This window comes from Phycicoccus sp. Root563 (assembly GCF_001427915.1).
In the GTDB taxonomy this organism is placed as follows: Bacteria; Actinomycetota; Actinomycetes; order Actinomycetales; family Dermatophilaceae; genus Pedococcus.
Window position 1 is genome coordinate 2,801,715 of record NZ_LMGM01000001.1, and the last position, 21,048, is coordinate 2,822,762.

At 71.4% G+C, this 21,048-nt stretch carries 23 protein-coding genes, 1 tRNA gene and 1 riboswitch; of the genes, 11 read left to right on the top strand and 13 right to left on the bottom strand.

All coding sequences use genetic code 11. From position 1 onward, the window contains the following. Positions 1–28: 28 nt before the first annotated feature. From cysS to ASD62_RS13390, 3 genes are all read left to right on the top strand, one after another. Complete coding sequence (gene cysS / locus ASD62_RS13380) at positions 29–1,486, top strand: cysteine--tRNA ligase (protein ID WP_056916382.1); 1,458 nt, start codon at positions 29–31, stop codon at positions 1,484–1,486. Further along, positions 1,486–2,484 carry a 23S rRNA (guanosine(2251)-2'-O)-methyltransferase RlmB gene (rlmB, locus tag ASD62_RS13385; protein WP_056916383.1) on the top strand — a complete coding sequence of 333 codons (999 nt, stop codon included), beginning with the start codon at positions 1,486–1,488 and terminating at the stop codon, positions 2,482–2,484. The genes cysS and rlmB overlap by 1 nt, the downstream gene beginning before the upstream one ends. A 98-nt stretch (positions 2,485–2,582) precedes the next feature. After that, complete coding sequence (locus tag ASD62_RS13390; protein ID WP_157581466.1) at positions 2,583–3,137, top strand: hypothetical protein; 555 nt, start codon at positions 2,583–2,585, stop codon at positions 3,135–3,137. Between the two features lie 49 nt (positions 3,138–3,186). Here ASD62_RS13390 and ASD62_RS13395 read toward each other — a convergent pair whose 3' ends face one another. From ASD62_RS13395 to ASD62_RS13410, 4 genes are all read right to left on the bottom strand, one after another. Then, positions 3,187–3,840, bottom strand: a complete 654-nt coding sequence (locus ASD62_RS13395) for an RDD family protein (RefSeq protein WP_082580813.1) — start codon at positions 3,838–3,840, stop codon at positions 3,187–3,189. Between the two features lie 57 nt (positions 3,841–3,897). Further along, positions 3,898–4,482 carry an RDD family protein gene (locus tag ASD62_RS13400; RefSeq protein WP_056916386.1) on the bottom strand — a complete coding sequence of 195 codons (585 nt, stop codon included), beginning with the start codon at positions 4,480–4,482 and terminating at the stop codon, positions 3,898–3,900. A gap of 137 nt (positions 4,483–4,619) precedes the next feature. After that, entirely contained in the window at positions 4,620–5,870 is a 1,251-nt protein-coding gene (locus ASD62_RS13405) for a DUF4032 domain-containing protein (RefSeq protein ID WP_056916387.1), read from the bottom strand. A gap of 163 nt (positions 5,871–6,033) precedes the next feature. Continuing rightward, complete coding sequence (locus tag ASD62_RS13410) at positions 6,034–7,143, bottom strand: ABC transporter ATP-binding protein (RefSeq protein ID WP_056916388.1); 1,110 nt, start codon at positions 7,141–7,143, stop codon at positions 6,034–6,036. Between the two features lie 341 nt (positions 7,144–7,484). Between ASD62_RS13410 and ASD62_RS13415 the strand changes: the two genes are divergently transcribed. Next, complete coding sequence (locus ASD62_RS13415) at positions 7,485–8,498, top strand: LacI family DNA-binding transcriptional regulator (protein WP_056916389.1); 1,014 nt, start codon at positions 7,485–7,487, stop codon at positions 8,496–8,498. Here the strand turns inward: ASD62_RS13415 and otsB are convergent. Together otsB and ASD62_RS13425 are read right to left on the bottom strand one after the other, a co-directional pair. Continuing rightward, positions 8,495–9,274 carry a trehalose-phosphatase gene (gene otsB, locus ASD62_RS13420; RefSeq protein ID WP_056916390.1) on the bottom strand — a complete coding sequence of 260 codons (780 nt, stop codon included), beginning with the start codon at positions 9,272–9,274 and terminating at the stop codon, positions 8,495–8,497. The two genes, ASD62_RS13415 and otsB, sit on opposite strands and share 4 nt — an antisense overlap. Beyond that, positions 9,271–10,698, bottom strand: a complete 1,428-nt coding sequence (locus ASD62_RS13425) for a trehalose-6-phosphate synthase (protein ID WP_056916391.1) — start codon at positions 10,696–10,698, stop codon at positions 9,271–9,273. Before ASD62_RS13425 ends, otsB begins: the two co-directional genes overlap by 4 nt. A gap of 155 nt (positions 10,699–10,853) precedes the next feature. Here ASD62_RS13425 and ASD62_RS13430 point away from each other — a divergent pair, with 155 nt between their 5' ends. The 4 genes from ASD62_RS13430 to ASD62_RS13445 all read left to right on the top strand — a co-directional run bounded on the left by ASD62_RS13430 (position 10,854) and on the right by ASD62_RS13445 (position 15,581). Beyond that, positions 10,854–11,282 (top strand): CBS domain-containing protein, encoded by a 429-nt coding sequence (locus ASD62_RS13430; RefSeq protein WP_056916392.1) that lies wholly within the window; start codon positions 10,854–10,856, stop codon positions 11,280–11,282. Between the two features lie 41 nt (positions 11,283–11,323). After that, positions 11,324–13,015 (top strand): serine/threonine-protein kinase, encoded by a 1,692-nt coding sequence (locus tag ASD62_RS20490; RefSeq protein ID WP_056916393.1) that lies wholly within the window; start codon positions 11,324–11,326, stop codon positions 13,013–13,015. Then, positions 12,967–14,514 (top strand): threonine/serine exporter ThrE family protein, encoded by a 1,548-nt coding sequence (locus ASD62_RS13440; protein ID WP_157581467.1) that lies wholly within the window; start codon positions 12,967–12,969, stop codon positions 14,512–14,514. Before ASD62_RS20490 ends, ASD62_RS13440 begins: the two co-directional genes overlap by 49 nt. Positions 14,515–14,666: 152 nt before the next feature. Next, a riboswitch (cyclic di-AMP (ydaO/yuaA leader) is annotated at positions 14,667–14,846 on the top strand. 9 nt (positions 14,847–14,855) lie between these two features. Then, on the top strand, positions 14,856–15,581 hold the full coding sequence (locus tag ASD62_RS13445; RefSeq protein WP_056916395.1) for a transglycosylase family protein: 726 nt from the start codon (positions 14,856–14,858) through the stop codon (positions 15,579–15,581). A gap of 81 nt (positions 15,582–15,662) precedes the next feature. Here ASD62_RS13445 and aqpZ read toward each other — a convergent pair whose 3' ends face one another. Both aqpZ and ASD62_RS20155 read right to left on the bottom strand, forming a co-directional pair. Beyond that, positions 15,663–16,457 carry an aquaporin Z gene (gene aqpZ, locus ASD62_RS13450; RefSeq protein ID WP_082580815.1) on the bottom strand — a complete coding sequence of 265 codons (795 nt, stop codon included), beginning with the start codon at positions 16,455–16,457 and terminating at the stop codon, positions 15,663–15,665. A 177-nt stretch (positions 16,458–16,634) separates the two neighbouring features. Further along, positions 16,635–16,808 (bottom strand): hypothetical protein, encoded by a 174-nt coding sequence (locus ASD62_RS20155; protein WP_157581468.1) that lies wholly within the window; start codon positions 16,806–16,808, stop codon positions 16,635–16,637. A 207-nt stretch (positions 16,809–17,015) separates the two neighbouring features. Between ASD62_RS20155 and ASD62_RS13455 the strand changes: the two genes are divergently transcribed. Then, positions 17,016–17,088 (top strand) — tRNA-Thr (locus ASD62_RS13455). Positions 17,089–17,170: 82 nt separating this feature from the next. Here the strand turns inward: ASD62_RS13455 and ASD62_RS13460 are convergent. Both ASD62_RS13460 and ASD62_RS20765 read right to left on the bottom strand, forming a co-directional pair. After that, complete coding sequence (locus ASD62_RS13460) at positions 17,171–17,428, bottom strand: helix-turn-helix domain-containing protein (protein WP_056916396.1); 258 nt, start codon at positions 17,426–17,428, stop codon at positions 17,171–17,173. A 568-nt stretch (positions 17,429–17,996) separates the two neighbouring features. Next, positions 17,997–18,272 (bottom strand): hypothetical protein, encoded by a 276-nt coding sequence (locus ASD62_RS20765; protein ID WP_235530701.1) that lies wholly within the window; start codon positions 18,270–18,272, stop codon positions 17,997–17,999. A 142-nt stretch (positions 18,273–18,414) separates the two neighbouring features. On the opposite strand from ASD62_RS20765, the gene ASD62_RS20770 reads away from it, so the two are divergent. Beyond that, complete coding sequence (locus tag ASD62_RS20770) at positions 18,415–18,651, top strand: aldo/keto reductase (RefSeq protein ID WP_235530702.1); 237 nt, start codon at positions 18,415–18,417, stop codon at positions 18,649–18,651. A 25-nt stretch (positions 18,652–18,676) separates the two neighbouring features. Here the strand turns inward: ASD62_RS20770 and ASD62_RS13470 are convergent, their stop codons facing one another. After that, a complete protein-coding gene (locus ASD62_RS13470) occupies positions 18,677–19,267 on the bottom strand; it encodes a TetR/AcrR family transcriptional regulator (protein ID WP_056916398.1) in 591 nt (196 codons plus the stop codon). A gap of 48 nt (positions 19,268–19,315) precedes the next feature. Here ASD62_RS13470 and ASD62_RS13475 point away from each other — a divergent pair, with 48 nt between their 5' ends. Next, on the top strand, positions 19,316–19,816 hold the full coding sequence (locus tag ASD62_RS13475; protein ID WP_056916399.1) for an FBP domain-containing protein: 501 nt from the start codon (positions 19,316–19,318) through the stop codon (positions 19,814–19,816). A gap of 33 nt (positions 19,817–19,849) precedes the next feature. On the opposite strand, the gene ASD62_RS13480 is transcribed toward ASD62_RS13475, so the two are convergent. Together ASD62_RS13480 and ASD62_RS13485 are read right to left on the bottom strand one after the other, a co-directional pair. Further along, positions 19,850–20,467, bottom strand: coding sequence for a PAS and ANTAR domain-containing protein (locus ASD62_RS13480; RefSeq protein ID WP_056916400.1), 618 nt, complete (start codon positions 20,465–20,467; stop codon positions 19,850–19,852). 151 nt (positions 20,468–20,618) lie between these two features. Continuing rightward, positions 20,619–21,032 (bottom strand): hypothetical protein, encoded by a 414-nt coding sequence (locus ASD62_RS13485; protein ID WP_056916401.1) that lies wholly within the window; start codon positions 21,030–21,032, stop codon positions 20,619–20,621. Positions 21,033–21,048: the final 16 nt, after the last annotated feature.

Sequence of the window (21,048 nt, forward strand, 5' to 3'; positions counted from 1 at the left end):
TGGAGCCCGCGCCGGTAGCCTTGCGCCCGTGAGTCTTCGCCTGTACGACACCGCCGCGCGCCAGCTGCGCGACTTCACCCCCCTTGTGCCCGGCAAGGTGGGGATCTACATCTGTGGGCTCACGACCCAGAGCCAGCCGCACATCGGGCACGTCCGCTTCGCCGTCGCCTTCGACGTCCTGCGCCGGTGGCTCGAGGGCCGTCATGGCTACGACGTCTCGCTCGTGCGGAACGTCACCGACATCGACGACAAGATCCTCGCCAAGTCGGCCGACGCGGGTGAGGAGTGGTTCGCCCTCTCCTACCGCAACGAGGTCGCCACGGCTGCCGCGCTCGCGTCGCTCGGTGTGCTGCCCCCGACCTACGAGCCGCGCGCGACCGGTCACATCACCGAGATGGTCGAGCTGATGGAGACCCTGGTCGAGAAGGGGCACGCCTACGCGGCCACGGACGGCAGCGGCGACGTCTACTTCGACGTCAAGAGCTTCCCGGAGTACGGCTCGCTGACCCACCAGAAGATCGAGGACATGGAAGCGGCGCAGGACGCCGACCCGCGCGGCAAGCGCGACCCCCGTGACTTCGCGCTCTGGAAGGGACGCAAGGAGTCCGAACCCGCGACCGCCTCGTGGCCCACCCCCTTCGGCGTCGGCCGTCCCGGCTGGCACCTCGAGTGCTCGGCGATGGCGCGCAAGTACCTCGGCGACGCGTTCGACATCCACGGCGGCGGCGTCGACCTGCGCTTCCCGCACCACGAGAACGAGCAGGCGCAGTCGCACGCCGCGGGGCTGGGCTTCGCCAACTTCTGGCTGCACAACGCCTGGGTCACCCTCGGTGGCGAGAAGATGAGCAAGTCGCTCGGCAACAGCCTGGTCGTCTCCGAGGTCACCAAGGTCGCCCGCCCGCTGGCCCTGCGGTACTACCTCACCGCCGCCCACTACCGCTCCACCATCGACTTCTACGAGGGCTCGCTGCGCGAGGCCGAGGCCACGGTCGAGCGCATCGAGGGCTTCCTCACCCGCGCCCTGCGGTCGCTGCCCGACGGGACCTCCACCACGCCCGACCTGGGCGCCGTCCCCGAGGCGTATGCCGCCGCGATGGACGACGACCTCAACGTCAGTGGGGCCCTGGCCGTGGTGCACGACACCGTGCGGGCCGGCAACACCGCGCTCGACGACGGTGACGAGGAGGCGGTCGCAGCAGCGTTCGCCTCGGTCGTCGTCATGACCGACCTGTTGGGCGTCAACCCGCTCGACCCGCAGTGGGGGACCGACACCACGTCGGGCTCCGGCGACGCACAGGGCGCCCTCGACGCCCTCGTGCAGGTGCAGCTCGAGGCCCGCGCCGCGGCCCGGGCCGCCCGCGACTTCGCCACGGCGGACGCGATCCGCGACCAGCTCGGTCTGGCCGGCATCGTCATCGAGGACACCGCGTCGGGAGCGAACTGGTCGCTGGCCCGTCGGGACAACGAAGAGACAGGCAGCATCTGATGGCAGGCAACTCCCAGCGCCGTGGCGCGATCCGCAAGGGCGCGTCGAAGAAGGGGTCGTCGATCGGTTCCGGCGGTCAGCGTCGTCGTGGCCTCGAGGGCAAGGGCCCGACGCCCCGGGCGGAGGACCGCCCCAACCACAAGGCGCACAAGATGGCCAAGGCCGCGGCGAAGAGCGGCGGACCCTCGGGTCCGCGAGGCTCCGGCGGCTCCGGCCAGCGCACTGGCGGCTCCCGTCGCGGTGGCAAGGCATCCAGCGAGATCGTCGCCGGTCGCAACTCCGTGGTCGAGGCGCTGCGTGCCGACATCCCGGTCACCACGATGTACGTCGCCGGACGGATCGACGCGGACGACCGTGTCCGTGAGGCGCTGAAGATGGCCACCACCAAGGGGATCGCGATCCTCGAGACGCCCCGCGGCGAGCTCGACCGGATCACCGACGGCGCCGTCCACCAGGGCCTCGCCCTCCAGGTGCCGCCCTACGAGTACGCGCACCCGCAGGACTTCATCGACCCGCAGGTGCCCGGCATCCCGCTCGTCGTCGCGCTCGACGGCATCACCGACCCGCGCAACCTCGGCGCGATCATCCGGTCGGTCGCCGCCTTCGGCGGCCACGGTGTCGTGGTCCCTGAGCGTCGCTCGGTGGGCATGACCGCGAGCGCGTGGAAGACCTCGGCCGGCGCCGCTGCGCGCGTCCCGGTCGCGTTGGCCTCCAACCTGACCCGTGCGCTCGAGGAGTACCGCAAGGCGGGCTTCTTCATCCTCGGGCTCGACATGGACGGTGACGTCGAGCTGCCCGGCCTGGCGCTCGCGACCGAGCCGATCGTCATCGTCGTGGGCTCCGAGGGCAAGGGGCTGTCCCGGCTCGTCAGCGAGACCTGCGACCAGATCGTGTCGATCCCCATGTCGTCGACGACCGAGTCGCTCAACGCCGGCATCGCCGCCGGGGTGACGCTCTATGAGGTGGCCCGACGGCGCGCGGAGGCCAAGAACGCCTGACGGCGCAAATCCGCCCAAGTCGGGAGGGCGTCCGCTAGCGTTCGCGGCATCGTCGTGTCCAAGGGGGAGCGGCGGCCAGAACGCGAAGGGATCGCACCATGTCTGAGTACGGCACACCTCCGCCGCCTCCGGGACCCGAGGGCGGCAGCTACGGGCAGATGCCCCAGATGGACCCGAGCCACGCCCCAGCCGCGGCGCCGGTCACGCGCCCCCCGGCGATGGACCAGGCCGTCCTGCTCATGAAGGTCGGCGCCGGGCTGAGCCTGCTGGGCCTACTCCTGTCGCTCTTCATGCGCGACGCCATCCGTCAGGCCGTCGAGAAGTCGAACAACGGCAGCCTGACGGCGTCCCAGGTCGACACCGCCGTCACGGTCGGCACCGCGACCGGGATCGTCTTCGGCCTCGTGGGCGTCGGTCTGTGGCTGTGGATGGCCTCGGCCAACGGCAAGGGGAAGTCGTGGGCGCGCATCGTCGCGACGGTCTTCTTCGCGATCAGCGTCCTCGGCCTGCTCAGCACCCTCGTCCAGGCCGGACCGCTGCTGAGCAAGCTGATCAACGTGGTGTCCGTGCTGCTCGGCGCCTACATCATCGTGCTGCTGTACAAGAAGGAGTCCTCGGAGTTCTACCAGGCCTCCTCGGCGCCGCGGGCCTGACCCGGCTCTCCGCGGCACACGCGCAGAGGGCGGTGACCACCCCGGGTGGTCACCGCCCTCCGTCGTCGGGCCCCTCTGCTCCGGCGGCCTCTCCGGGCCTCGGCACCCGGACCACGACGGTGCCGATCACCTTGTCGGCGAACGTCTGGCGCTTGTCGTCCCACAGCGGCCACAGGTAGCCGATGTTGGCGCCGAGGCCGTCGAGGGTGTGGCACAGCTCGCGCACGAACGCCATCCCCGCCCCGACGGGCTGGCCCGTGCGTTCCTCCACGAGGCGCAGACCCAGGGCCGTCTTGCCCAGGCTCTGACCCGTGCGGCCCTGCCGGAACGTCCGGTTCCAGAGCTGGATCGCCAGCACCGCCACGAGGCCGAGCAGGGCCAGCACGCCGCCGAGGACCATCAGGCCCGTGTCGACCTGGCTGGTCGTCTGTGTGGCGGGGTCGAAGACCGACTCGGTCCTCGCGACACCCGCCGAGAAGGTGACCACGCCGGCGACGCACAGCAGCAGCCCCGAGAGTGCCACCAGGCTGTCGATGAGGGAGGCGGCCACCCGGCTGCCCCAGTCGGCGAGCGGCCCCCAGGGCCCGTCGACCCCGGGTGCCGTCAGTGCGGCATACCTGGCCATTCCGTATGGCGCGGGCCAGCCCCGGCCCACCAGCCCGCCACGGCGCTCGGGGTGCGGTGGCTGTGCCTGGTCGGTCATCGAGGTCCCCTCGGGATGGTGCGCGGCCGCCGTCGAACCGTCGCCGACGGGCTCACGCTACTGGGGAAGGGGCGCGCCCACCGGCGGGACGAGCGCCGTTCCGGGAGCCCCGACCGGCGCGGCGTGCGCGACGACGGTCCCGACGATCTTGTCGGCGAAGGTCTGCTTCCGGCTGTCCCAGAGGGGCCAGAGGTAGCCGAGGTAGAAGAGGCCGTCGACGATGTGGACGATGTCGCGGACGAAGGCGGTGCCTGCGCCGACGGGCGTGCCGGTCTGGGCGCTGACGAGGTAGAGCTTGAGCGCGGACTTGCCCAGGCTCTGGCCGGTACGTCCCTGCAGGATGAAGCGGTTCCAGATCACGGCCACCAGTCCGAGCACGGAGCCCAGGAGCATCAGGCCGCTCGCCAGCAGCAGGGTGGGCAGGTCCACGCCGGCGTAGTCGGCGGGGTCGCCGCCGAGGATCCGCGCGCCAGGTGCCGCGTCGAGGAGCACGACCAACCCGACGTAGTACGGGATCTGGGCCGCGGCGACCACGAAGGCGTCGATCAGGCTGGCGGCGACGCGGCGCCACCAGCCGGCCATCGGCACCCACTGTCCCGACATCGTGCCGCCCGACGTCGAGAAGGCCTGGTGCTCGGTCATGTCCGTCCCCCTGTGCGCGTACCGTTCCGGCCGCGCTCCCCGCGGGCCGCCGGAAAGGTACCGCCGCGCGAGCAGGCCAGGGGGCGGATTCGCGAACACCCTGTCCGGACGGGGGAGGGCCGGTGGGGCGGCGACGACTACCGGTCGTCGAACATGGCGACGACCGGCATCTCGACCGTGTCGACGCCGACCACGGTGGCTTCGTCGGGCTTGCTGGGCAGGACGTGGGCGACGTAGTCGCGGATCGCGTCCTCGATGGGCATGTCGTGCCCGGCGCGTTCCGACATGTACCAACGGTGTTCGAGCACCTCGTGGAAGAGCTCGGCCGGCTCCAGCTTGGCCGCCATGTCGCGGGGCACGGTCCGGGTGATCGGCTCGTAGATCTTGGCCAGCCAGTCGTGCGCCACGATCTCCTCGTCGTCGTTCTGTCGGTCGGTGCCGGCGCGGTAGGAGTCGAGGTCGTTGAGCAGGCGACGGGCCTGGTTCTCCTCGACGTCGAGGCCGGTGAGGCGCAGCAGCCGGCGGGAGTGGTGCCCGGCGTCGACGACCTTGGGCTGGATCTGGATCGTCGTGCCGTCGAAGTCGGTGGAGATGGCGAGCTCGTCGACGTCGAAGCCGAGCTCGTTCAGCCGCCGGATGCGCTCGTCGACGCGCCAGCGGTCGCCGCGCTCGAAGCGCTCCAGGCCGGTGAGCTCGTCCCACAGCTCGGTGTAGCGGGTGACGATCCGGTTGGAGGTGTCGACGGCGTCGGTGCCGGCCTCGAGGAAGCCGCCCGCCTCGAGGTCCATCAGCTCACCGGCGATGTTGACCCGGGCGATGTCGAGGTCGTGCTCGCGCTGGCCGTCCGTGAGCGACTGGTGCAGCTCGCCGGTCTCGGCGTCCACGAGGTAGGCCGCAAAGGCGCCGGCGTCGCGCCGGAACAGCGTGTTGGAGAGGGACACGTCGCCCCACCAGAACCCGCTGAGGTGCAGGCGCACGAGCAGCACCGCGAGCGCGTCGATGAGACGGGTGGAGGTGCCCTCGCGCAGGGACTGGCTGAACAGCGCGCGGTAGGGCAGCGAGAACTGCAGGTGCTGGGTGATCAGGCAGGCGTCGAGGGGGTTGCCGTCGCGGTCGGTGCGCCCGCTGACGACCCCGAAGGGCTCGACGCAGGGGACCTCGATCTTGTTGAGGACGCGCAGCATCTGGTACTCGCGGACGGCGATGTCGGCCTTGATCTCCTTGACCGCCAGGACCCGGCCGGAGAGCTTGACGAAGCGCACGACGTGCCGCGAGATGCCACGGGGCAGGGCTGCGAGGTACTCCTCCGGCCAGGTCTCGAGCGGGAGCTCCCACGGGAGGTCGAGCAGGGCCGGGTCGGGCCGGGATGCGGTGATGTTCAGGGCCACGGGTCCATGCTCCCACTCTGGTCGTCGGTGCGGGTGGGCTGCTCACCGAGCAGGCCGGCCAGCGGGGCGCCCGCGCCGGGCAACCAGCGCGCCCGGGCCCGGACAGCCGTGTGGCCGGCCCCCTCGCGGGAGCCGGCCACAGGCCTTGCAGATGGCGCTGCGGTCAGTCGCCGAGGCGCAGACCGGACTGGGCGTCGAAGAGGTGCACGTGACCCGTCTTCGGGGCCAGGTAGACCGTCTCGCCCTTGGCCGGGGGACGACGACCGTCGACGCGCGCGATGAACGGCTTCTCGGGTGCGTCGCTGTCCTCCTCGTCCACGTGCTGGGTGGCCTTGGTCGAGCCATAGATGTACGCGTCGGCGCCGAGCTCCTCGACGACGTCGACCGTCACGGCGATGCCGTGGCCGTCGGTGCGCAGCTCGAGGTCCTCGGGACGGACACCGAGCGTCAGGCCCTTGCCCGAGGCGCCCGCGAGGCGGTCGCGCTCGACGGCGACGGTCGAGTCACCCACGAGGACACCGCCGTCGGTGGACTCGACCTCGAGCAGGTTCATGGCGGGGGAGCCGATGAAGCCGGCGACGAAGACGTTGTTCGGGTGGTCGTACATGCGGCGCGGGCTGTCGCACTGCTGCAGGATGCCGTCCTTGAGGACCGCGACGCGGTCACCCATCGTCATGGCCTCGACCTGGTCGTGGGTGACGTAGACGGTGGTGACGCCGAGGCGTCGCTGCAGCGAGGCGATCTGGGTGCGCGTCTGGACGCGGAGCTTGGCGTCGAGGTTCGACAGCGGCTCGTCCATGAGGAACACCTGGGGGGAGCGCACGATCGCGCGACCCATGGCGACACGCTGGCGCTGGCCACCGGAGAGGGCCTTCGGCTTGCGCTCGAGGTACGGCGTGAGGTCGAGGATCTTGGCAGCCTCCTCGACGCGCTTGCGGATCTCGCCCTTGTCGACGCCGGCGATCTTGAGCGCGAAGCCCATGTTGTCGGCGACCGTCATGTGCGGGTAGAGCGCGTAGTTCTGGAAGACCATGGCGACGTCGCGGTCCTTGGGGGACAGGTTGGTGACGTCGCGGTCACCGATCCAGATCTTGCCGGCGTTGACCTCTTCGAGGCCGGCGAGCATGCGCAGGGAGGTGGACTTGCCACAGCCGGACGGGCCGACGAGGACGAGGAACTCGCCATCCTCGATGTCGATGTTGAGCTTGTCGACAGAGGGCTTGTCGTTGCCGGGGTAGAGGCGGGTGGCCTCGTCGAACTTCACAGTTGCCATGGGCGTCTTTGCCTTTCCTTCACCGGCAGGAACGTGCCGGACGATCCGTTGTAAAGGTGGAACACCGGCGACATCGGTGTCGTCGGTGGGGTCAGTCTGTCCCAGCCGGCGCGGTTTGACCACCTCCCATCCGCAGGATGGAAACGTTTGCGCACCCCCGCTCACGCACGAGGTCGGGACAAACCTGGGCCAACCGCCCGTGCGTCGTGAAAGTTCTTGCACGTACCTGATCGGTCACGCTGCAAGTTCTTGCTAGATTGCGCCCTGTCCGGCACCTGCGGCGACGCCCCGCGGCACACCTGGGGCGCGCGCGCGGAGCACACACCAAGGGGAGGGGATCGGTGAAGGCGAGACTGGCCGACATCGCGGTCCACGCCGACGTGAGCGAGGCGACCGTCAGCCGCGTGCTCAACGGCAAGCCCGGCGTCGCCGACTCCACCCGCGAGGCGGTGCTGCACTCTCTCGACGTGCTCGGGTACGACCGGCCGTCCCGGCTGCGGCGCAAGTCCGCGGACCTCGTCGGCCTCATCGTCCCGGAGCTGACCAACCCGATCTTCCCGGCGTTCGCGCAGATCATCGAGACGGCGCTCGCCCGCCACCAGTTCACCCCCGTGCTGTGCACGCAGACCCCCGGTGGGGTGCACGAGGACGAGTACGTGCAGATGCTCCTCGACCGCGGCGTCGCGGGCATCATCTACGTCTCCGGGCAGCACGCCGACGTCACCGAGGACACCGACCGCTACGCCACGCTGCGTGAGCGCGGCCTGCCGATCGTCCTGGTCAACGGGTACCAGCAGGGCATCGACGCACCCTTCATCTCCAACGACGACATCGCGTCCATGGAGCTCGCGCTCACCCACCTGGTCCAGCTGGGCCACACCCGCATCGGGCTCGCGATCGGCCCCGACCGGTTCGTCCCCGTCATCCGCAAGATCGCCGGGTTCCGCTCCTCGATGCACACGCTGCTCGGCCGCGACGACGTCGAGGACCTCATCGAGCGCACCATGTTCTCGGTCGAGGGCGGCGACACGGCCGGGGCCCGGCTGCTCGACAAGGGCTGCACCGCCGTGGTCTGCGGCTCGGACCTCATGGCGCTCGGGGCGATCCGCGCGGCGCGTCGGGCGGGGCTGCGGGTGCCCGAGGACTTCTCCGTCGTCGGCTACGACGACTCGCCGCTCATCGCCTTCACCGACCCGCCGCTGACGACCGTGCGCCAGAGCGTGCAGCCGATGGCCGAGGCTGCCGTGCGGGCCCTGCTCGACGAGATCCGCGGCGAGCCCACGCCGCGGGCCGAGTACGTCTTCCGTCCCGAGCTCGTCGTGCGAGCGTCGACGGGTGCCGCGCCCCGGCGCTAGTCCTCGCGGAGCGACCGGAGCAGCGACAGGGCCTCGGCGGCGTCCTGCGGCCCCGTCACCCGGAACCGCGCCGCCGTCTCGCCGTCGCCGACCTTGACCGTGAGGTCGTCGGCGCCCAGGGCCGTGAACGCGTGCTCGTCGGTCACGTCGTCACCGAAGTAGGCGACGCGGCTCGCACCCACCGAGTCGCGCAGTGCGACCAGCGCGGTGCCCTTGTCGGCCTGCAGGACGCTCATCTCCACCACCTGCTTGCCGTGCAGGACGTGCAGCCCCGTATGCCGCGCGGCCACGTCGAGCGCGGCCTGCTCGGCCTCGGCGGCCGGCCCCTCCTCCATGCGACGGGTGTGCAGGACGACGGCGGTCGGCTTGTGCTCGAGGTAGACGCCCTCGGGCAGCCCGCTGCAGAGCTCCTCGAGCTCCTGCGTCAGGTCGGCCAGGTGCGCGCGCTGCTCGTCGTCCAGGGCCGCCTCACCGTGGTCGTCGCCCTCGGCTGCGCTGGACTCGCCACCGTGGCTGCCGATCCGGGTCACGGCGCTGCCGCCGAGCCCGGTGAGCCCGGTGAGGGTGGCCAGGTCGCGACCGGACACCACCGCGGCATACGTGTCGGGGAGGGCGGCGAGCGCCTGCAGGTCCTCGATCGTGCCCGGGAGCGGGGCGGAGGTGGAGGGGTCGAGCACGAGGGGGGCGAGCACCCCGTCGAAGTCCGTGGCCACGAGCACCCGGCCGGCCGCGGCGAACCGCGCCGCGGCCTCGCGGTAGTCGGGAGGGAGCGTCACGAGCCACCCTTCTCGGGAGCGTGGGCGAGGTTGTCGAGGAAGCGGGCGGCCCACCGCTGCACGTCGTGGTCGGCGACCCGCCGTCGCATGGCGCGCATGAGGCGCCGCTTGTCCTTGTCAGGGGTCTCGATGGCCCGCATGATCGTCTGCTTGAGGCCCTCGATGTCGTGGGGGTTGACGACGAACGCCTGGTGCAGCTCGTGGAACGCGCCGGTGAACTCCGACAGGACGAGCGCGCCGCCGTCGTCGTAGCGGCAGGTGACGTACTCCTTGGCCACGAGGTTCATGCCGTCACGCAGCGGCGTCACGAGCAGGACGTCGGCAGCGAGATAGAGGGCGGCCATCTCCTGGCGCGGGTAGGAGTGGTGCAGGTACTGCACCGCGGGGGCACCGATGTCGCTGAACTCGCCGTTGAGCCGGCCGACCTCGCCCTCGATCTCGTTGCGCAGGTCGCGGTAGGCGTCGACGCGCTCGCGGCTGGGGGTCGCCACCTGGACGAACATCTGCTTCGGCGGGGCGACCCTGCCCTCCTCGAGCAGCTCGCCGTACGCCTTGATGCGGTGGCCGATGCCCTTGGTGTAGTCGAGCCGGTCCACCCCGAGGATCAGGGTCTCGGGGTCGCCGAGGGACTTGCGGATCTCGGCAGCACGGGCCTTGGTCTCGGGCTGCTTGGCGAGCGCCTCCAGCCCCGCGAAGTCGATCGAGATCGGCACCGCGCTGGCGCGGACCCGTCGTGCTCCTTCGGACCGCGACTCCGAGACCGTGTCGCCCTTGGTGGGCAGGCTCAGGAGCTGGCGGCAGGCGCGGATGAAGTTCTGGGCGTCGGCGACGCGCTGGAACCCCAGGTAGTCGGCGCCCAGCAGCCCCTCGAGGATGGCGCGGCGCCACGGGAGCTGGGCGAACAGCTCGACGGGCGGGAAGGGGATGTGGTTGAACCAGCCGATCCGGACGTCGGGCCGCATCTCGCGGACCATGGCCGGCACGAGCTGCAGCTGGTAGTCGTGCACCCAGACGGTGGCGCCCTTGGCGGCGACGTCGCAGACGGCCTCGGCGAAACGGCGGTTCACGGCCTCGTAGGCGCCGAACCAGAAGCGGTGGAACGTCGCCGACACGATGACGTCGTGGTAGATCGGCCACAGGGTGTCGTTGCTGAAACCCTCGTAGTAGTGAGCGACCTCGTCCTCGGAGAGCGCCACGGGGCGCAGGTACATGTCGTCCTCGACGAACGGCTCGGGTGCGTCACCGGCCTCGCCGGCCCACCCCACCCAGGCGCCTTCACGGCCGCGCATCACCGACTCCATGGCGGTGACGAGCCCGCCGGGGCTGGTCCTCCACGACTCGGTGCCATCGGCGTCGACGACACGGTCGACGGGCAGGCGGTTGGCGGCGATCACGAGGTCGAACTTTGTGGCTGTGCGGGGCACTGGTTCATCAACTCCGGGGTTCTGATTCGACCCCAACCCTATGTCCGGCCGCAGGCGGGCGCCCCTTGCCGGATCGAGGGCCTCGGTGTCGGCGCCGCGGGCGGTGCCCTGAATCTCCCCTAGCGAGGACCTGCCCTGCGGTCTAACGTCTGACCATGAAGATCTCGGATGTGGTGCGTCGCAAGGGTGACCAGGTCGTGACCGTCCGACCGGACGAGACGGTCGAGAGACTCCTCGAGCTGCTCGAGGAGCACCGGATCGGTGCCGTGGTCGTCTCCACGGACCAGTCCACCGTCGACGGGATCGTCAGCGAGCGCGACATCGTCCGCCACCTGCACCGCAGGGGCGCCGCCGTGCTCGCCCTGCCCATCTCGGAGATCATGACGGCCGAGGTGACGACGTGCCTGCCCGAAGCGGCCATCGAGGAGCTCGCCCGCACGATGACCGACCTGCGCATCCGGCACGTGCCGGTCGTCGTGGACGGACGGCTGCAGGCGATCGTCAGCATCGGCGACATCGTCAAGCACCGGATCGACGAGCTCCAGACCGAGCGTGACCAGCTCGTCGGGTACATCCAGCAGTAGCCCTACCCGATTCCTCCGGTGGCCTCCCTTACCGTAGGAGGATGCGGACCGAGGCCATCGAGGGGAGCGACGGCGGCGACGGGACCAGTGCGCCCGACGGGCCGCGGATCGGGCCGTACCGCCTGATCCAGCAGATCGGCGAGGGCGGCATGGGTGTCGTCCACCTCGCGCTGGACCCCCATGGCCGCGCCGTCGCGCTCAAGCTGCTGCGCCCGCACATCGCCCACGACAAGGACGCGCGCACCCGGCTGGCCCGGGAGGTGGACGTGCTCGGGCGGATCCGCGACCCGCGGGTCGCGGCGGTCATCGACGCCGACCTCGATGGCGACCGTCCCTACCTCGTGACCCGGTATGTGCCCGGGCCCGCGCTCGACGACGTCGTCAAGGAGCACGGCCCGATCACCGGTGGCCCGCTCCTCTCGCTGGGCCGCGGCCTCGCCGAGGCGCTCGACGCGATCCACTCCGCCGACGTCATCCACCGTGACCTCAAGCCCGGGAACGTCCTTCTGCTCGACGGCGACCCGGTGCTCATCGACTTCGGGATCGCCCACGTCGCCGACGACGTGCGGATCACCATGACCGGCCTGGTCATGGGCACTCCCGGCTACCTGTCGCCCGAGGTGGTCGAGGGCGCGCCGGTCACCGAGGCGACGGACTGGTGGGGCTGGGCGGCGACCCTCGCCTTCGCCGCCAGCGGTGCCCCGCCCTTCGGCCGCGGACCGATGGACGTCGTGCTCAGCCGGGTCAGCCGCGGGGAGGCCGACCTCACCGGCGTCGACCCCCGACTCGCCCCGCTGCTGCGCGCCGCCCTCTCGCCCGAGCCACGCCAGCGCCCGGACGCCGACGAGGTGGTCGAGGCGCTCGAGCGCTACGCCGAGGGGAAGCCGGTGACGACCGCCCTCAGCGCGCCCCCGCGCCATACGCAGGTGCTGGAGCAGCGACCCACGGCACGGTGGGACCGACCCGCGGTCGCCGACCGGCGACCCGTGGGTCCGGTCGCCCTCCCCGTGGACCGCGACGACGAGTGGGACGGTGGCGCCGACGTCGGCGGCTTCGACGAGCCGTCGCCCGAGGACGAGCCGTCGGACTGGCAGGCGGCGTGGGAGGGGGACGCGGGCGAGCCCGACCCCCGCATCGGCCGGGCCGGGCGGACCGGCACCCTGGTCGCCCTGCTGGCCCTGTTCGTCGCCGGTGCCGCGGCGTTCCCGGTCGTGGCCGCCGTCGTCGCCGTCCTGTGGTCCTGGGCGGCGCGGACGGCCGACCGCTCCGTGACCTCGCTGGTGCTGCGTCGCCACAACCGCGGGCGACGTCGCTCCGACGTCCCGTTCGCGGTCGCGGCGAGCCCGTGGCACCTCGTGATCGGCCTTGTGGCGACCGTCGTGAGCGCCTTGCTGCCGCTGGTCGTGGGTGTGTGCGCGGTGTTCAGCGCCGCGCTCGCGATCGTCGCCGTGACCGGCGGCCAGCCCGAACCGGACCGGTCCGCGCCCGTCGCCGTCGGTGCGGTCGTCGCCGGGCTGATGGCGTGGTGGGGTCCCGGTGGCGCGGGCCTGCGGCGCGGTTCGCGCAGCATCGTCCGTGGCACCAGTCCCGGACCGCGGGCGACCCGGGTCGTCGTGGCCCTGCTCCTGCTCGGGGCGGCCGGCCTCGTCGTCTGGAGCCTGCAGCAGGGCGGCACCGTGCAGTGGTGGCCGACCCAGCAGCCCTCCGTGGTCGTGCCGGGCGTGAACCGCTGATGGCGACCGGCGTCAACCCTCCGCCCGCCCTGCCGCCTCGTCGGCCGCTCAAGCGACCGGCCCTGCGGCAGAGCCGGATCTGGCGCGGTGAGGAGATCACCGACACGCTGCCGATGGTCGACTCGCTGCGGCACACGCCCTACCGCAACGCCCGCGTCAGGCAGGCCGCGGCCGAGGAACGCGAGGCGCGGGCGTCGCTGGACCTCGCGCTGCGGGTGGGTGAGCTCATGCTGCGGTGCGGCGCGGGGGCGCCCCAGGTGGAGTCGTCGGTCATCGCCGTCGCCGCGGCCGCCGGACTCGACAACCTCGAGGTCGACATCACGCTGCAGTCCCTGCTCGTGCAGTGCACGTCCTCCTCGGGGGCGCCCATCACCATGCTGCGCGTCGTCCGCTCCGCGACCCGCGACTTCGACCGCCTCACCGCGGTGCACGAGTTCGTCGAGAACCTCGTCGCCGGCAGCTACGACCTCGAGGCCGCGGCAGCCCGGTTGCGCGAGATCCGCCGGGCGCCGCGGTTCTGGCCGCGCTGGGCGGTGCGGGGCTCGCTCGGCGTCCTCTCGGCCGCCATCGCCCTCATGCTCGGGGCGGGCATCGTCGCGTCCCTCGTCGCCGGGGGCTCGGCCCTGCTCGTCGGGTATGCCGCCCGGGCCACCGGGCGCCGCGGGCTCCCCGACTTCTACCAGTGCGCCATCGGCGGGTTCCTCGCGACCGCGATCGCCTGGGGTGCGTTCAGCATGGGGGCCAACGGCTGGATCCCGGTGTCCTCGGAGGAGTTCGCGTTCATCGTGGCCGGCGGGATCACCGTGCTGCTGCCGGGACGGACCGTCGCGTCGGCGTTCGAGGACGCCATCTCCGGCTACTCGGTGACCGGCGCGGGCCGGATGTTCGGGGTGTTCCTCACGACGGCCGGGATCATTCTCGGGGTCGCGACGGGGCTGTCCGTGACGCTGGCGCTGACCTCGACCTTCGACCTCCAGCTCGTCTCGCCCTCCGTCATGGCGACGCGCGCCCTGAGCGCACCGGTGGCCCTGGCCGTCGTGGGAGCGTTCGTCGTCGGCATGTCGGGGGCGGTGTCGCTGCGCAGTCGCCGCAACCTCGTCGTGCCTGCCGGTGCGCTGTCGGCCCTCGGGGTCGCCGTGTCCCTCGGCGTGGACCGGCTCGACGCCCTCGGCCAGCTCGCCGCCGCCGGTGTCGCGGCCACCGTGCTCGGGTTCGCCGGCAGGCTCATCGCGCTGCGGATGGGGGCGCCGGCCATGGTGCTGGCCGTCCCGGCGTCCTACGGCCTGCTGCCCGGTCTGGCCATCTTCCGGGGCCTCTACGAGATGGTGAACGGGTCCTCGGCGAACGCGGGCTCGCTGTCGATGCAGGGCGGCATCACGACGCTGCTCGGCGCCATGGCCGTCCTGCTGGCGATCGCAGCCGGCAGCGTCCTCGGGGAGTTCGTGGCCGCACCCTTCGACCGCCGGATGGTGCAGAAGCGGCGCGTACGACGGCGCTGACGAGTTCCGGCCCGGCACAAAAGGGACGAATGCGCCATACGTTCTTCGGTTCGTTTTTCGTGGACCGGCTTGTGGCCCGGGGGCCAGCGCCTTACCTTTGACCAGCGCATTCGCGCCGACAACTGCACACCACCGCATTCCCAATCCAATGCCCACCCGCAGCGCCGAGCCTCGTCAGGCGGGTGGTTCACCGGAACAGCTCCGGGCACGACGAGGACGGGGGACCCAACGCGACCGCTCCGGCGGTCTTGGGGTGAAGCCGGCTCACGCCGGCCGGGCACCTGACAGCCCGAACCCGACAGCTCACCTCGCAGGCGCCGGTCAGGAAGGACCCCCCTGCAATGTTCTATGCCCCGAAGCACTCTGCCCGGAAGCCCCAGCCGGTCCGTCGTCGCCTCGCCGGCGTCGCCGTCGCCGGTGCCGCCACCATCGCCGGTGGCATGGCCACCGCCACCTCGGCCTCTGCCGCCACCGTCTGGGACCGTGTCGCCGCCTGTGAGAGCGGCGGCAACTGGGCCATCAACACCGGCAACGGTTACTACGGTGGGCTGCAGTTCTCCCCGAGCACGTGGGACGCCTACGGCGGCGAGCGGTACGCCAACAACGCGCACCAGGCCTCCAAGGCCGAGCAGATCTCGGTTGCCAAGAAGGTGCTGGCCGCCCAGGGCCCCGGCGCCTGGCCGACCTGTGGTGCCCGTGCCGGCCTGACCCGGGCCAACGGTGGCGCAGCCAGCACCGGCTCGACCAGCACCAGCCGCGCCTCGCGCTCGACGGTCCGCAAGGCCCCCGCCAAGCAGTCCTCCCACGCCAAGCTCGTCGTCGACGGCGTGCGCGGCCCGAAGACCGACCGCGCCATCGAGCGCTGGGTCGGCGGTTCGGTCAACGCCTCGATCTCGCACTCGGACGTCAAGAAGCTGCAGCGCAAGGTCGGCTCCACGCCGGACGGTGCCATCGGCCCGAAGACCATCCGCGCCCTGCAGTCCAAGATCGGCGCCAAGAAGAACGGCTCCCGCAACCTCGACCACGCGACGGTCAGGAGCCTGCAGGCGTACCTCAACCGCCACTGACGCACCCAGCACGCGCACGTCGAGATGGGCCCGTCCGGAAGTCCGGACGGGCCCATCTCGACGTGGTGGACGGCGCTGCGGTCAGCTCCGCGCGGCGTCGGCCATCGCGGCGGGCGCGGTCCGCGCTGCGAACAGCCGGCGGTACACCAGCGCTGCCACGGCGGCACCGGCCAGTGGTGCCGCGATGAACAGCCAGACCTGACCGAGCGCATCGGCACCGGAGAACAGGGCCGGGGCGATCGACCGGGCCGGGTTGACGGAGGTGTTGGTCACCGGGATCGACACGAGGTGGATGACCGTCAGCGTCAGGCCGATCGCCAGCGGTGCGAAGCCCTTGGGGGCGGCGGAGTCGGTGACACCGAGGATGACGACGACGAACACCGCGGTGAGGACCAGCTCGGTGACCAGGGCGGCGGTCAGGCTGTAGCCCTGGGGTGAGTGGGCGCCATACCCGTTGGTGGCGAAGCCGGTCGTCACGTCGAAGCCGGGTCGACCCGAGGCGATGGCGTAGAGGATCCCGGCACCGGCCACGGCACCGGCCAGCTGGGAGGCCACGTAGGTGGGCAGGTCGCGCCAGCCGAGCCGGCCGGCGAGGGCCAGACCGAGGCTGACCGCGGGGTTGAAGTGGCCCCCGGAGATGTGGCCCAGGCCGTAGGCCATGGTCGTGACGGCCACGCCGAACGCCAGGGCGACACCGAGGTAGCCGACGCCGACGAAGAGCTGTGACCCGTCGGCCTGAGCCGTGGAGGTCGCGGCCAGGACGGCGCTGCCGCAGCCCGCGAGGACGAGCCAGAGCGTTCCGGTGAACTCGGCGGCTGCGCGGCGGCCCAGTCCGTACTCCTCGGGGGAGTGGCTGGCCTTCGACGGTGTCGACATGGTGGTTTCCTTCCTGCAGAAGTGCTGTCACCACTTCGTCGTGCTCCGGGAGGAAATCGGCACGCCCCGACGCCACATTGCTCATGTGAAGCGCATCACCACGGTGCCGACGGTCGCGTACGGCGTCCGCGGTGTCGACCGTCGGTGAGGTGCTGGGGTCTTGGCGGCCACGCCCGCCTACCGGCGGCGGCGCACCTTGTCACCGGCGCTCACGAGGGTGCGCGACACGCGCGAGGAGCCTCGACGCTGTTCGATGGCAGTACCGATCCGGCCCAGCAGCCAGCCGATGACGGGCAGTGCCACGCTCGCGAGCAGCCACATCCGGAGGCGACGGGTGAACAGGACCCACATGTGAACAGACCTTTCGTCGAGTGAGGTGGTGACCCGGACCGGACCAACCCCTCCGTCGACCCTAAGCGCCGTCTCGCTACGGCGCTGGTCGGCGGCGGTCGGCTCTGCTCGGCGGGGAGGGCGGGTGGTCTGGGTACAGGCCTTTGGGACACGCGGACGGGCGTCGGTAGCATCGTCGCGGTCCACCGCACCCGGGTGCGCGGGCATGCCGGCGTGGCGCAATTGGTAGCGCACCTGTCTTGTAAACAGGGGGTTGAGGGTTCGAGTCCCTTCGCCGGCTCTCAGGCCTTCGGTCTCTGACCTGCATCGGAGCAGGTTGACCCCGACGGCGTGGCGCATGCTTGGGGCCGATCCTGCACCAATCACCTCACGCTTCTGGCCGCGGAAGCCGCCGGAGCGCCGCGACCGCGGCGCTGCACGCCGGCTTCGTCGAGGGCCCGGCGGATCGCGGTCTGGGTGCGATCGGTGAGCTCGGCCAGCTCGCGCAGAGAGCGGCCTGTCTGGTGCCCGCGGGCGACGAACTCGAGCAGAGCGGCGCGCTGCTCCGGTGTCTGGCGCACTGTTGCGGTGCCGCGGAACTGGGGGAGCGGCTCGAGGACCGGGCGGCCGGGGTAGGGCATGCCCCGGGAGGCGACCTCGCGGTCACATACGGGCGACCGCCACTGCTCCGGCGGTCGCCCCGGACCTCGTCCGGCAGCCCGGGAACGTCACCAGGTCTGCTGTTCCCCTGAGGGGGTCCAGCCCTGACGGTACGCCGCTGCAGCTGCCAGCGACAGGGCGGCGCCGACCCCGGGCAGGGGACACGGGGCCGGCGCCTGTCGAGAAGGGTCCGACTGGGGGTGCACCCTGCTCGACGATCGCGAGAGTACGCCCGCGGCCATGCTCCATGTCGCGGATCCGACGATCGTTCCCGCACGGCTAGGCGTCCTAGTGTCACTCAGCGAGCGGCCGGCTCCTCAGCGAGCGCGGCCTTCATGAGTGCGGCATCGCGGCGAAGGGGTAGTGGCAGCGACGTCAACTTCCTCCCAGCCTGGTGCTGGGTAACGGCGCAGGATCCACAGGATGCGGGCCTCGAGCTCGTCGGCGGGTCAGGTGCTCGTCCTGGGTGGCACGACCGGCACAGCGACGTACATCTGCACAACCTGGCCCACGGATAACCCGTGGCAGACGACCTGCCGGGACGCTGACCTAGTTGTCGGACTGACGGATCGGGAAGCCGTCGTGGTCGACGTTGTAGAGCATCCGCAGGTGCATCTCGATGACGCAGATCTCATCGGCCACATCGAACACCACGGCGCGTTCGTCCGCTTGATCGAGCAGGTCTGCGGTGGCGCGGATGCGAGCCACCACCGCTTCGATTTCGGGTCGTGTCACCTTGCGCGCTCCTGGGTTGTACATCAGGGCCCGATCCGCCCGGGCCGGCTTGGCGTCGGCCCGTACGGCTGTGGATCGGTCGCTGTGCATCAGACGAGCCTATGCGGCTACCTCCCACGCACCGCCCCACATCACAGTTCCCGGACAACAGGCTTTCAACAGGACAACTCGAACGTGTGAACCAAGCCATCAACCGACCTCGCAGGGAGGCCCTCATGCCCCTGGTGTGCAGGTGAACACCAAGGGCGCCAGCGTCGGTCAGGTCGCCCTGGCCTGGCTCCTCGCCCAGAAGCCGTGGGTCGTCCCCATCCCCGGCGTCTGCCGGCTGGGACGACTGGACGAGAACCTGGCAGCGACGGGCACCGAGCTGAGCGCCGACGACCTGTCCGAGCTGGACGACGCGTCCGCCAGCGTGCGGGTCCGGGGAGATCGCCACCCCGAGGCCATGCAGCGGATGATCGACCGCTGAGGGTGCGCTGCCGGAACGGCCCCGGTCAGGATCGCGCAGGGGTGGTGCCGGTCGTGGGCCACGTCCGCAACGCGTGGTCCAGCGCGTCGACCGCCCGGGCGAACGACGTGTCCACGTCCCGTGGGTGGTGGCTGAACCCGCCCATCGCCTCGAGGCCGAGGAACCCGTAGATCGTGGACAGCACGAGCCGTCCGGCGTCGGTCTCGTCGGGGTCGGTCAGGCCGTATCCGCGCAGCACGGCCCGCACGAGCTGGCCGTGCCGCGGACCGGCGCTGGTCGATGCCATGGCGGGGTCGAGCTCGTGCTGCATGGCGGTGTAGCGACCGGGGTGGTCGAGGGCGTACCGGCGGTAGGTCGTGGCGAACGCCAGCAGCGCGTCCTTGCCGGAGCGCCCGGCCACCGCGTCGGCGAGGAGGTCGGCCAGCTCCGCCAGCGCCAGGACCGTCACGCGCGCCCGCAGCTGCGCCAGGCCGCGCACGTGGGCGTACAGGCTCGCGTCCTTGACGCCCAGGCCTCGGGCCAGGGCCGCCAGCGTGATCCCCTCGAACCCGACCTCGTCGGCGAGGTCGGCAGCGGCAACCGTGAGCCGCTCGACCGTGACCCCTGCTCGCGCCATGTTCCCTCCAAACCTAGGGGTCCTAGTGTATGACCTATACTTCATAGTATGCAGCCGTTGACCGAGACCGACATCAGGGCGTCGTTCGTCAACTCCACGAAGGGCGAGGCCAAGCGCCTCGTCCTGCCGAAGGACCTGGCCGACCAGCCGTGGCACGACCTCGACTTCCTGGGCTGGCGCGACCCCGCCGCGCCGCAGCGAGCGTATGTCGTGACGTCCGTCGGTGGGTCGGCCACCGGTGTCGCCCTGCGGCTCGCCGACTCGTCCGCGGGCCAGCGACGACGCAACATGTGCGCGGTCTGCCTCACCACGCACTCAGGCGACGGGGTCTCCCTGATGACGGCGCGCAAGGCGGGCAGGTCTGGGCAGCAGGGGAACTCGGTGGGCACCTACCTGTGCAGCGACCTCGCCTGCTCCGCCTACGTCCGTGGCCTGCGCAGTGCCGGCCCGGGCGCGCGCCTCCAGGAGTCGTTGTCCGTCGAGGACCTCGTGGAACGCATGATGGGCCGCCTCCGGGCCTTCATCGACAGCGTCACCCGCGACACCTGACCGATCGAGGCCCGGGCCCACACCGCCTGAGCCTCAGGGGTGCAGGACCTCGTCCAGGTGCGCGACGATGCCCGCCATCCGCGCGCTCCCCGTGCCGGTGTCGCGTCGGGTGTCCTTGAGCCGGTCCACGATCGCGGTGGCGATGGCGTGCGGCGTCACCTCGTGGCGGCTCGCGTGGGCGCGCAACAGGTCGGCGGCCCCCGCGTCGTCCACGTTGTAGGCCAGCATCAGGGCCCCCTTGGCCTGCTCGACCGTGGAGTGGTGGGTCGTCGAGGCTGCGACGGCATCGCGGCCGATCTGGCGTGCCGGCTCCGTGATGTCGACGACGAACCCGCTGAGCCGGGTCACCGCCCCGCCGACCGCTTCGCTCTCACCGACGAAGACCAGCCTCCGCTGGTGCCCCGACGCGTCCTTCATCCGGTACGAGCAGCTGTACGGCCCCTCGTGCTCGAGGTGGTGCTGGAAGCGGCTGATCATGACGACCCGGTCGTCCTTGTGCATGTGGGCGAGGAGGCGGTCGGTGCTGGGCTCCTCCGAGGAGCGCAGGCCGTGCAGCTCCCGCAGGGCTGGGTCCCACGTCCAGCGGGCCGTCACGACGTCGTAGTCGAAGGCGAGGGCGGGGAGTGCGACATGGTTGTGTACGAGCGACATCCGGCCTCCGTCAGCGGACCTGCCTGGGTGTGGGCGGGCCGCTTCTTGACTCCCTGCGAAGGTAGTCCTCGTCACCGGTGCCCGCAAGGCCCCGCAGACCCGCTGACCTGCGACGATGCGGTTCAACAGGACCCTGCGCGCGCCGTCCCCCCTACGCGTCCCCTGCGGGCTCGGGCCACGACGTGTAGGTGACGACCCCGCCGGTCACCTCCGCGGTCATCACCACCGTGTCGCCGGGTATGGGGACGAGCTCGTAGGTGCCCTGTGTCACCTCGGGGTAGACGAGGGTGTGGGCCGGCCCGTCCGCACCGGGCCGAGCCACCACCCCGACGTGCGGGTGGTGGGCCGCACCGTGGTCGTGGTCGTGGTCGTGGTCGTGAGCGTGGTCGTGAGCGTGGGGGTGGCTGTGGTCCCCGTGCGCACTGGCGGTGGTTCCGGCGGGCCGGATCTCGACCTCGAGTCCCTCGGCCTCGGCGGGCATGGCGACGACGAGTGCGCCGACGTCACCGCCGATGTCGAGCAGGACCGGGCCTTGGCCGGCATACGGGTTCTCGAGGTTCTGCATGGGGACTCCAGGGGTG

What these genes read in the sequence shown, in the direction of transcription:
- rlmB (WP_056916383.1), top strand. Translation starts at nt 1,486, where the DNA reads ATGGCAGGCAACTCCCAGCGCCGTGGCGCGATCCGCAAGGGCGCGTCG.
- ASD62_RS13390 (WP_157581466.1), top strand. Translation starts at nt 2,583, where the DNA reads ATGTCTGAGTACGGCACACCTCCGCCGCCTCCGGGACCCGAGGGCGGC.
- ASD62_RS13395 (WP_082580813.1), bottom strand. Translation starts at nt 3,840, where the DNA reads ATGACCGACCAGGCACAGCCACCGCACCCCGAGCGCCGTGGCGGGCTG.
- ASD62_RS13400 (WP_056916386.1), bottom strand. Translation starts at nt 4,482, where the DNA reads ATGACCGAGCACCAGGCCTTCTCGACGTCGGGCGGCACGATGTCGGGA.
- ASD62_RS13410 (WP_056916388.1), bottom strand. Translation starts at nt 7,143, where the DNA reads ATGGCAACTGTGAAGTTCGACGAGGCCACCCGCCTCTACCCCGGCAAC.
- ASD62_RS13430 (WP_056916392.1), top strand. Translation starts at nt 10,854, where the DNA reads ATGAAGATCTCGGATGTGGTGCGTCGCAAGGGTGACCAGGTCGTGACC.
- ASD62_RS20490 (WP_056916393.1), top strand. Translation starts at nt 11,324, where the DNA reads ATGCGGACCGAGGCCATCGAGGGGAGCGACGGCGGCGACGGGACCAGT.
- ASD62_RS13445 (WP_056916395.1), top strand. Translation starts at nt 14,856, where the DNA reads ATGTTCTATGCCCCGAAGCACTCTGCCCGGAAGCCCCAGCCGGTCCGT.
- aqpZ (WP_082580815.1), bottom strand. Translation starts at nt 16,457, where the DNA reads ATGTCGACACCGTCGAAGGCCAGCCACTCCCCCGAGGAGTACGGACTG.
- ASD62_RS20155 (WP_157581468.1), bottom strand. Translation starts at nt 16,808, where the DNA reads ATGTGGGTCCTGTTCACCCGTCGCCTCCGGATGTGGCTGCTCGCGAGC.
- ASD62_RS13460 (WP_056916396.1), bottom strand. Translation starts at nt 17,428, where the DNA reads ATGCCCTACCCCGGCCGCCCGGTCCTCGAGCCGCTCCCCCAGTTCCGC.
- ASD62_RS20765 (WP_235530701.1), bottom strand. Translation starts at nt 18,272, where the DNA reads ATGCACAGCGACCGATCCACAGCCGTACGGGCCGACGCCAAGCCGGCC.
- ASD62_RS13470 (WP_056916398.1), bottom strand. Translation starts at nt 19,267, where the DNA reads ATGGCGCGAGCAGGGGTCACGGTCGAGCGGCTCACGGTTGCCGCTGCC.
- ASD62_RS13475 (WP_056916399.1), top strand. Translation starts at nt 19,316, where the DNA reads ATGCAGCCGTTGACCGAGACCGACATCAGGGCGTCGTTCGTCAACTCC.
- ASD62_RS13480 (WP_056916400.1), bottom strand. Translation starts at nt 20,467, where the DNA reads ATGTCGCTCGTACACAACCATGTCGCACTCCCCGCCCTCGCCTTCGAC.
- ASD62_RS13485 (WP_056916401.1), bottom strand. Translation starts at nt 21,032, where the DNA reads ATGCAGAACCTCGAGAACCCGTATGCCGGCCAAGGCCCGGTCCTGCTC.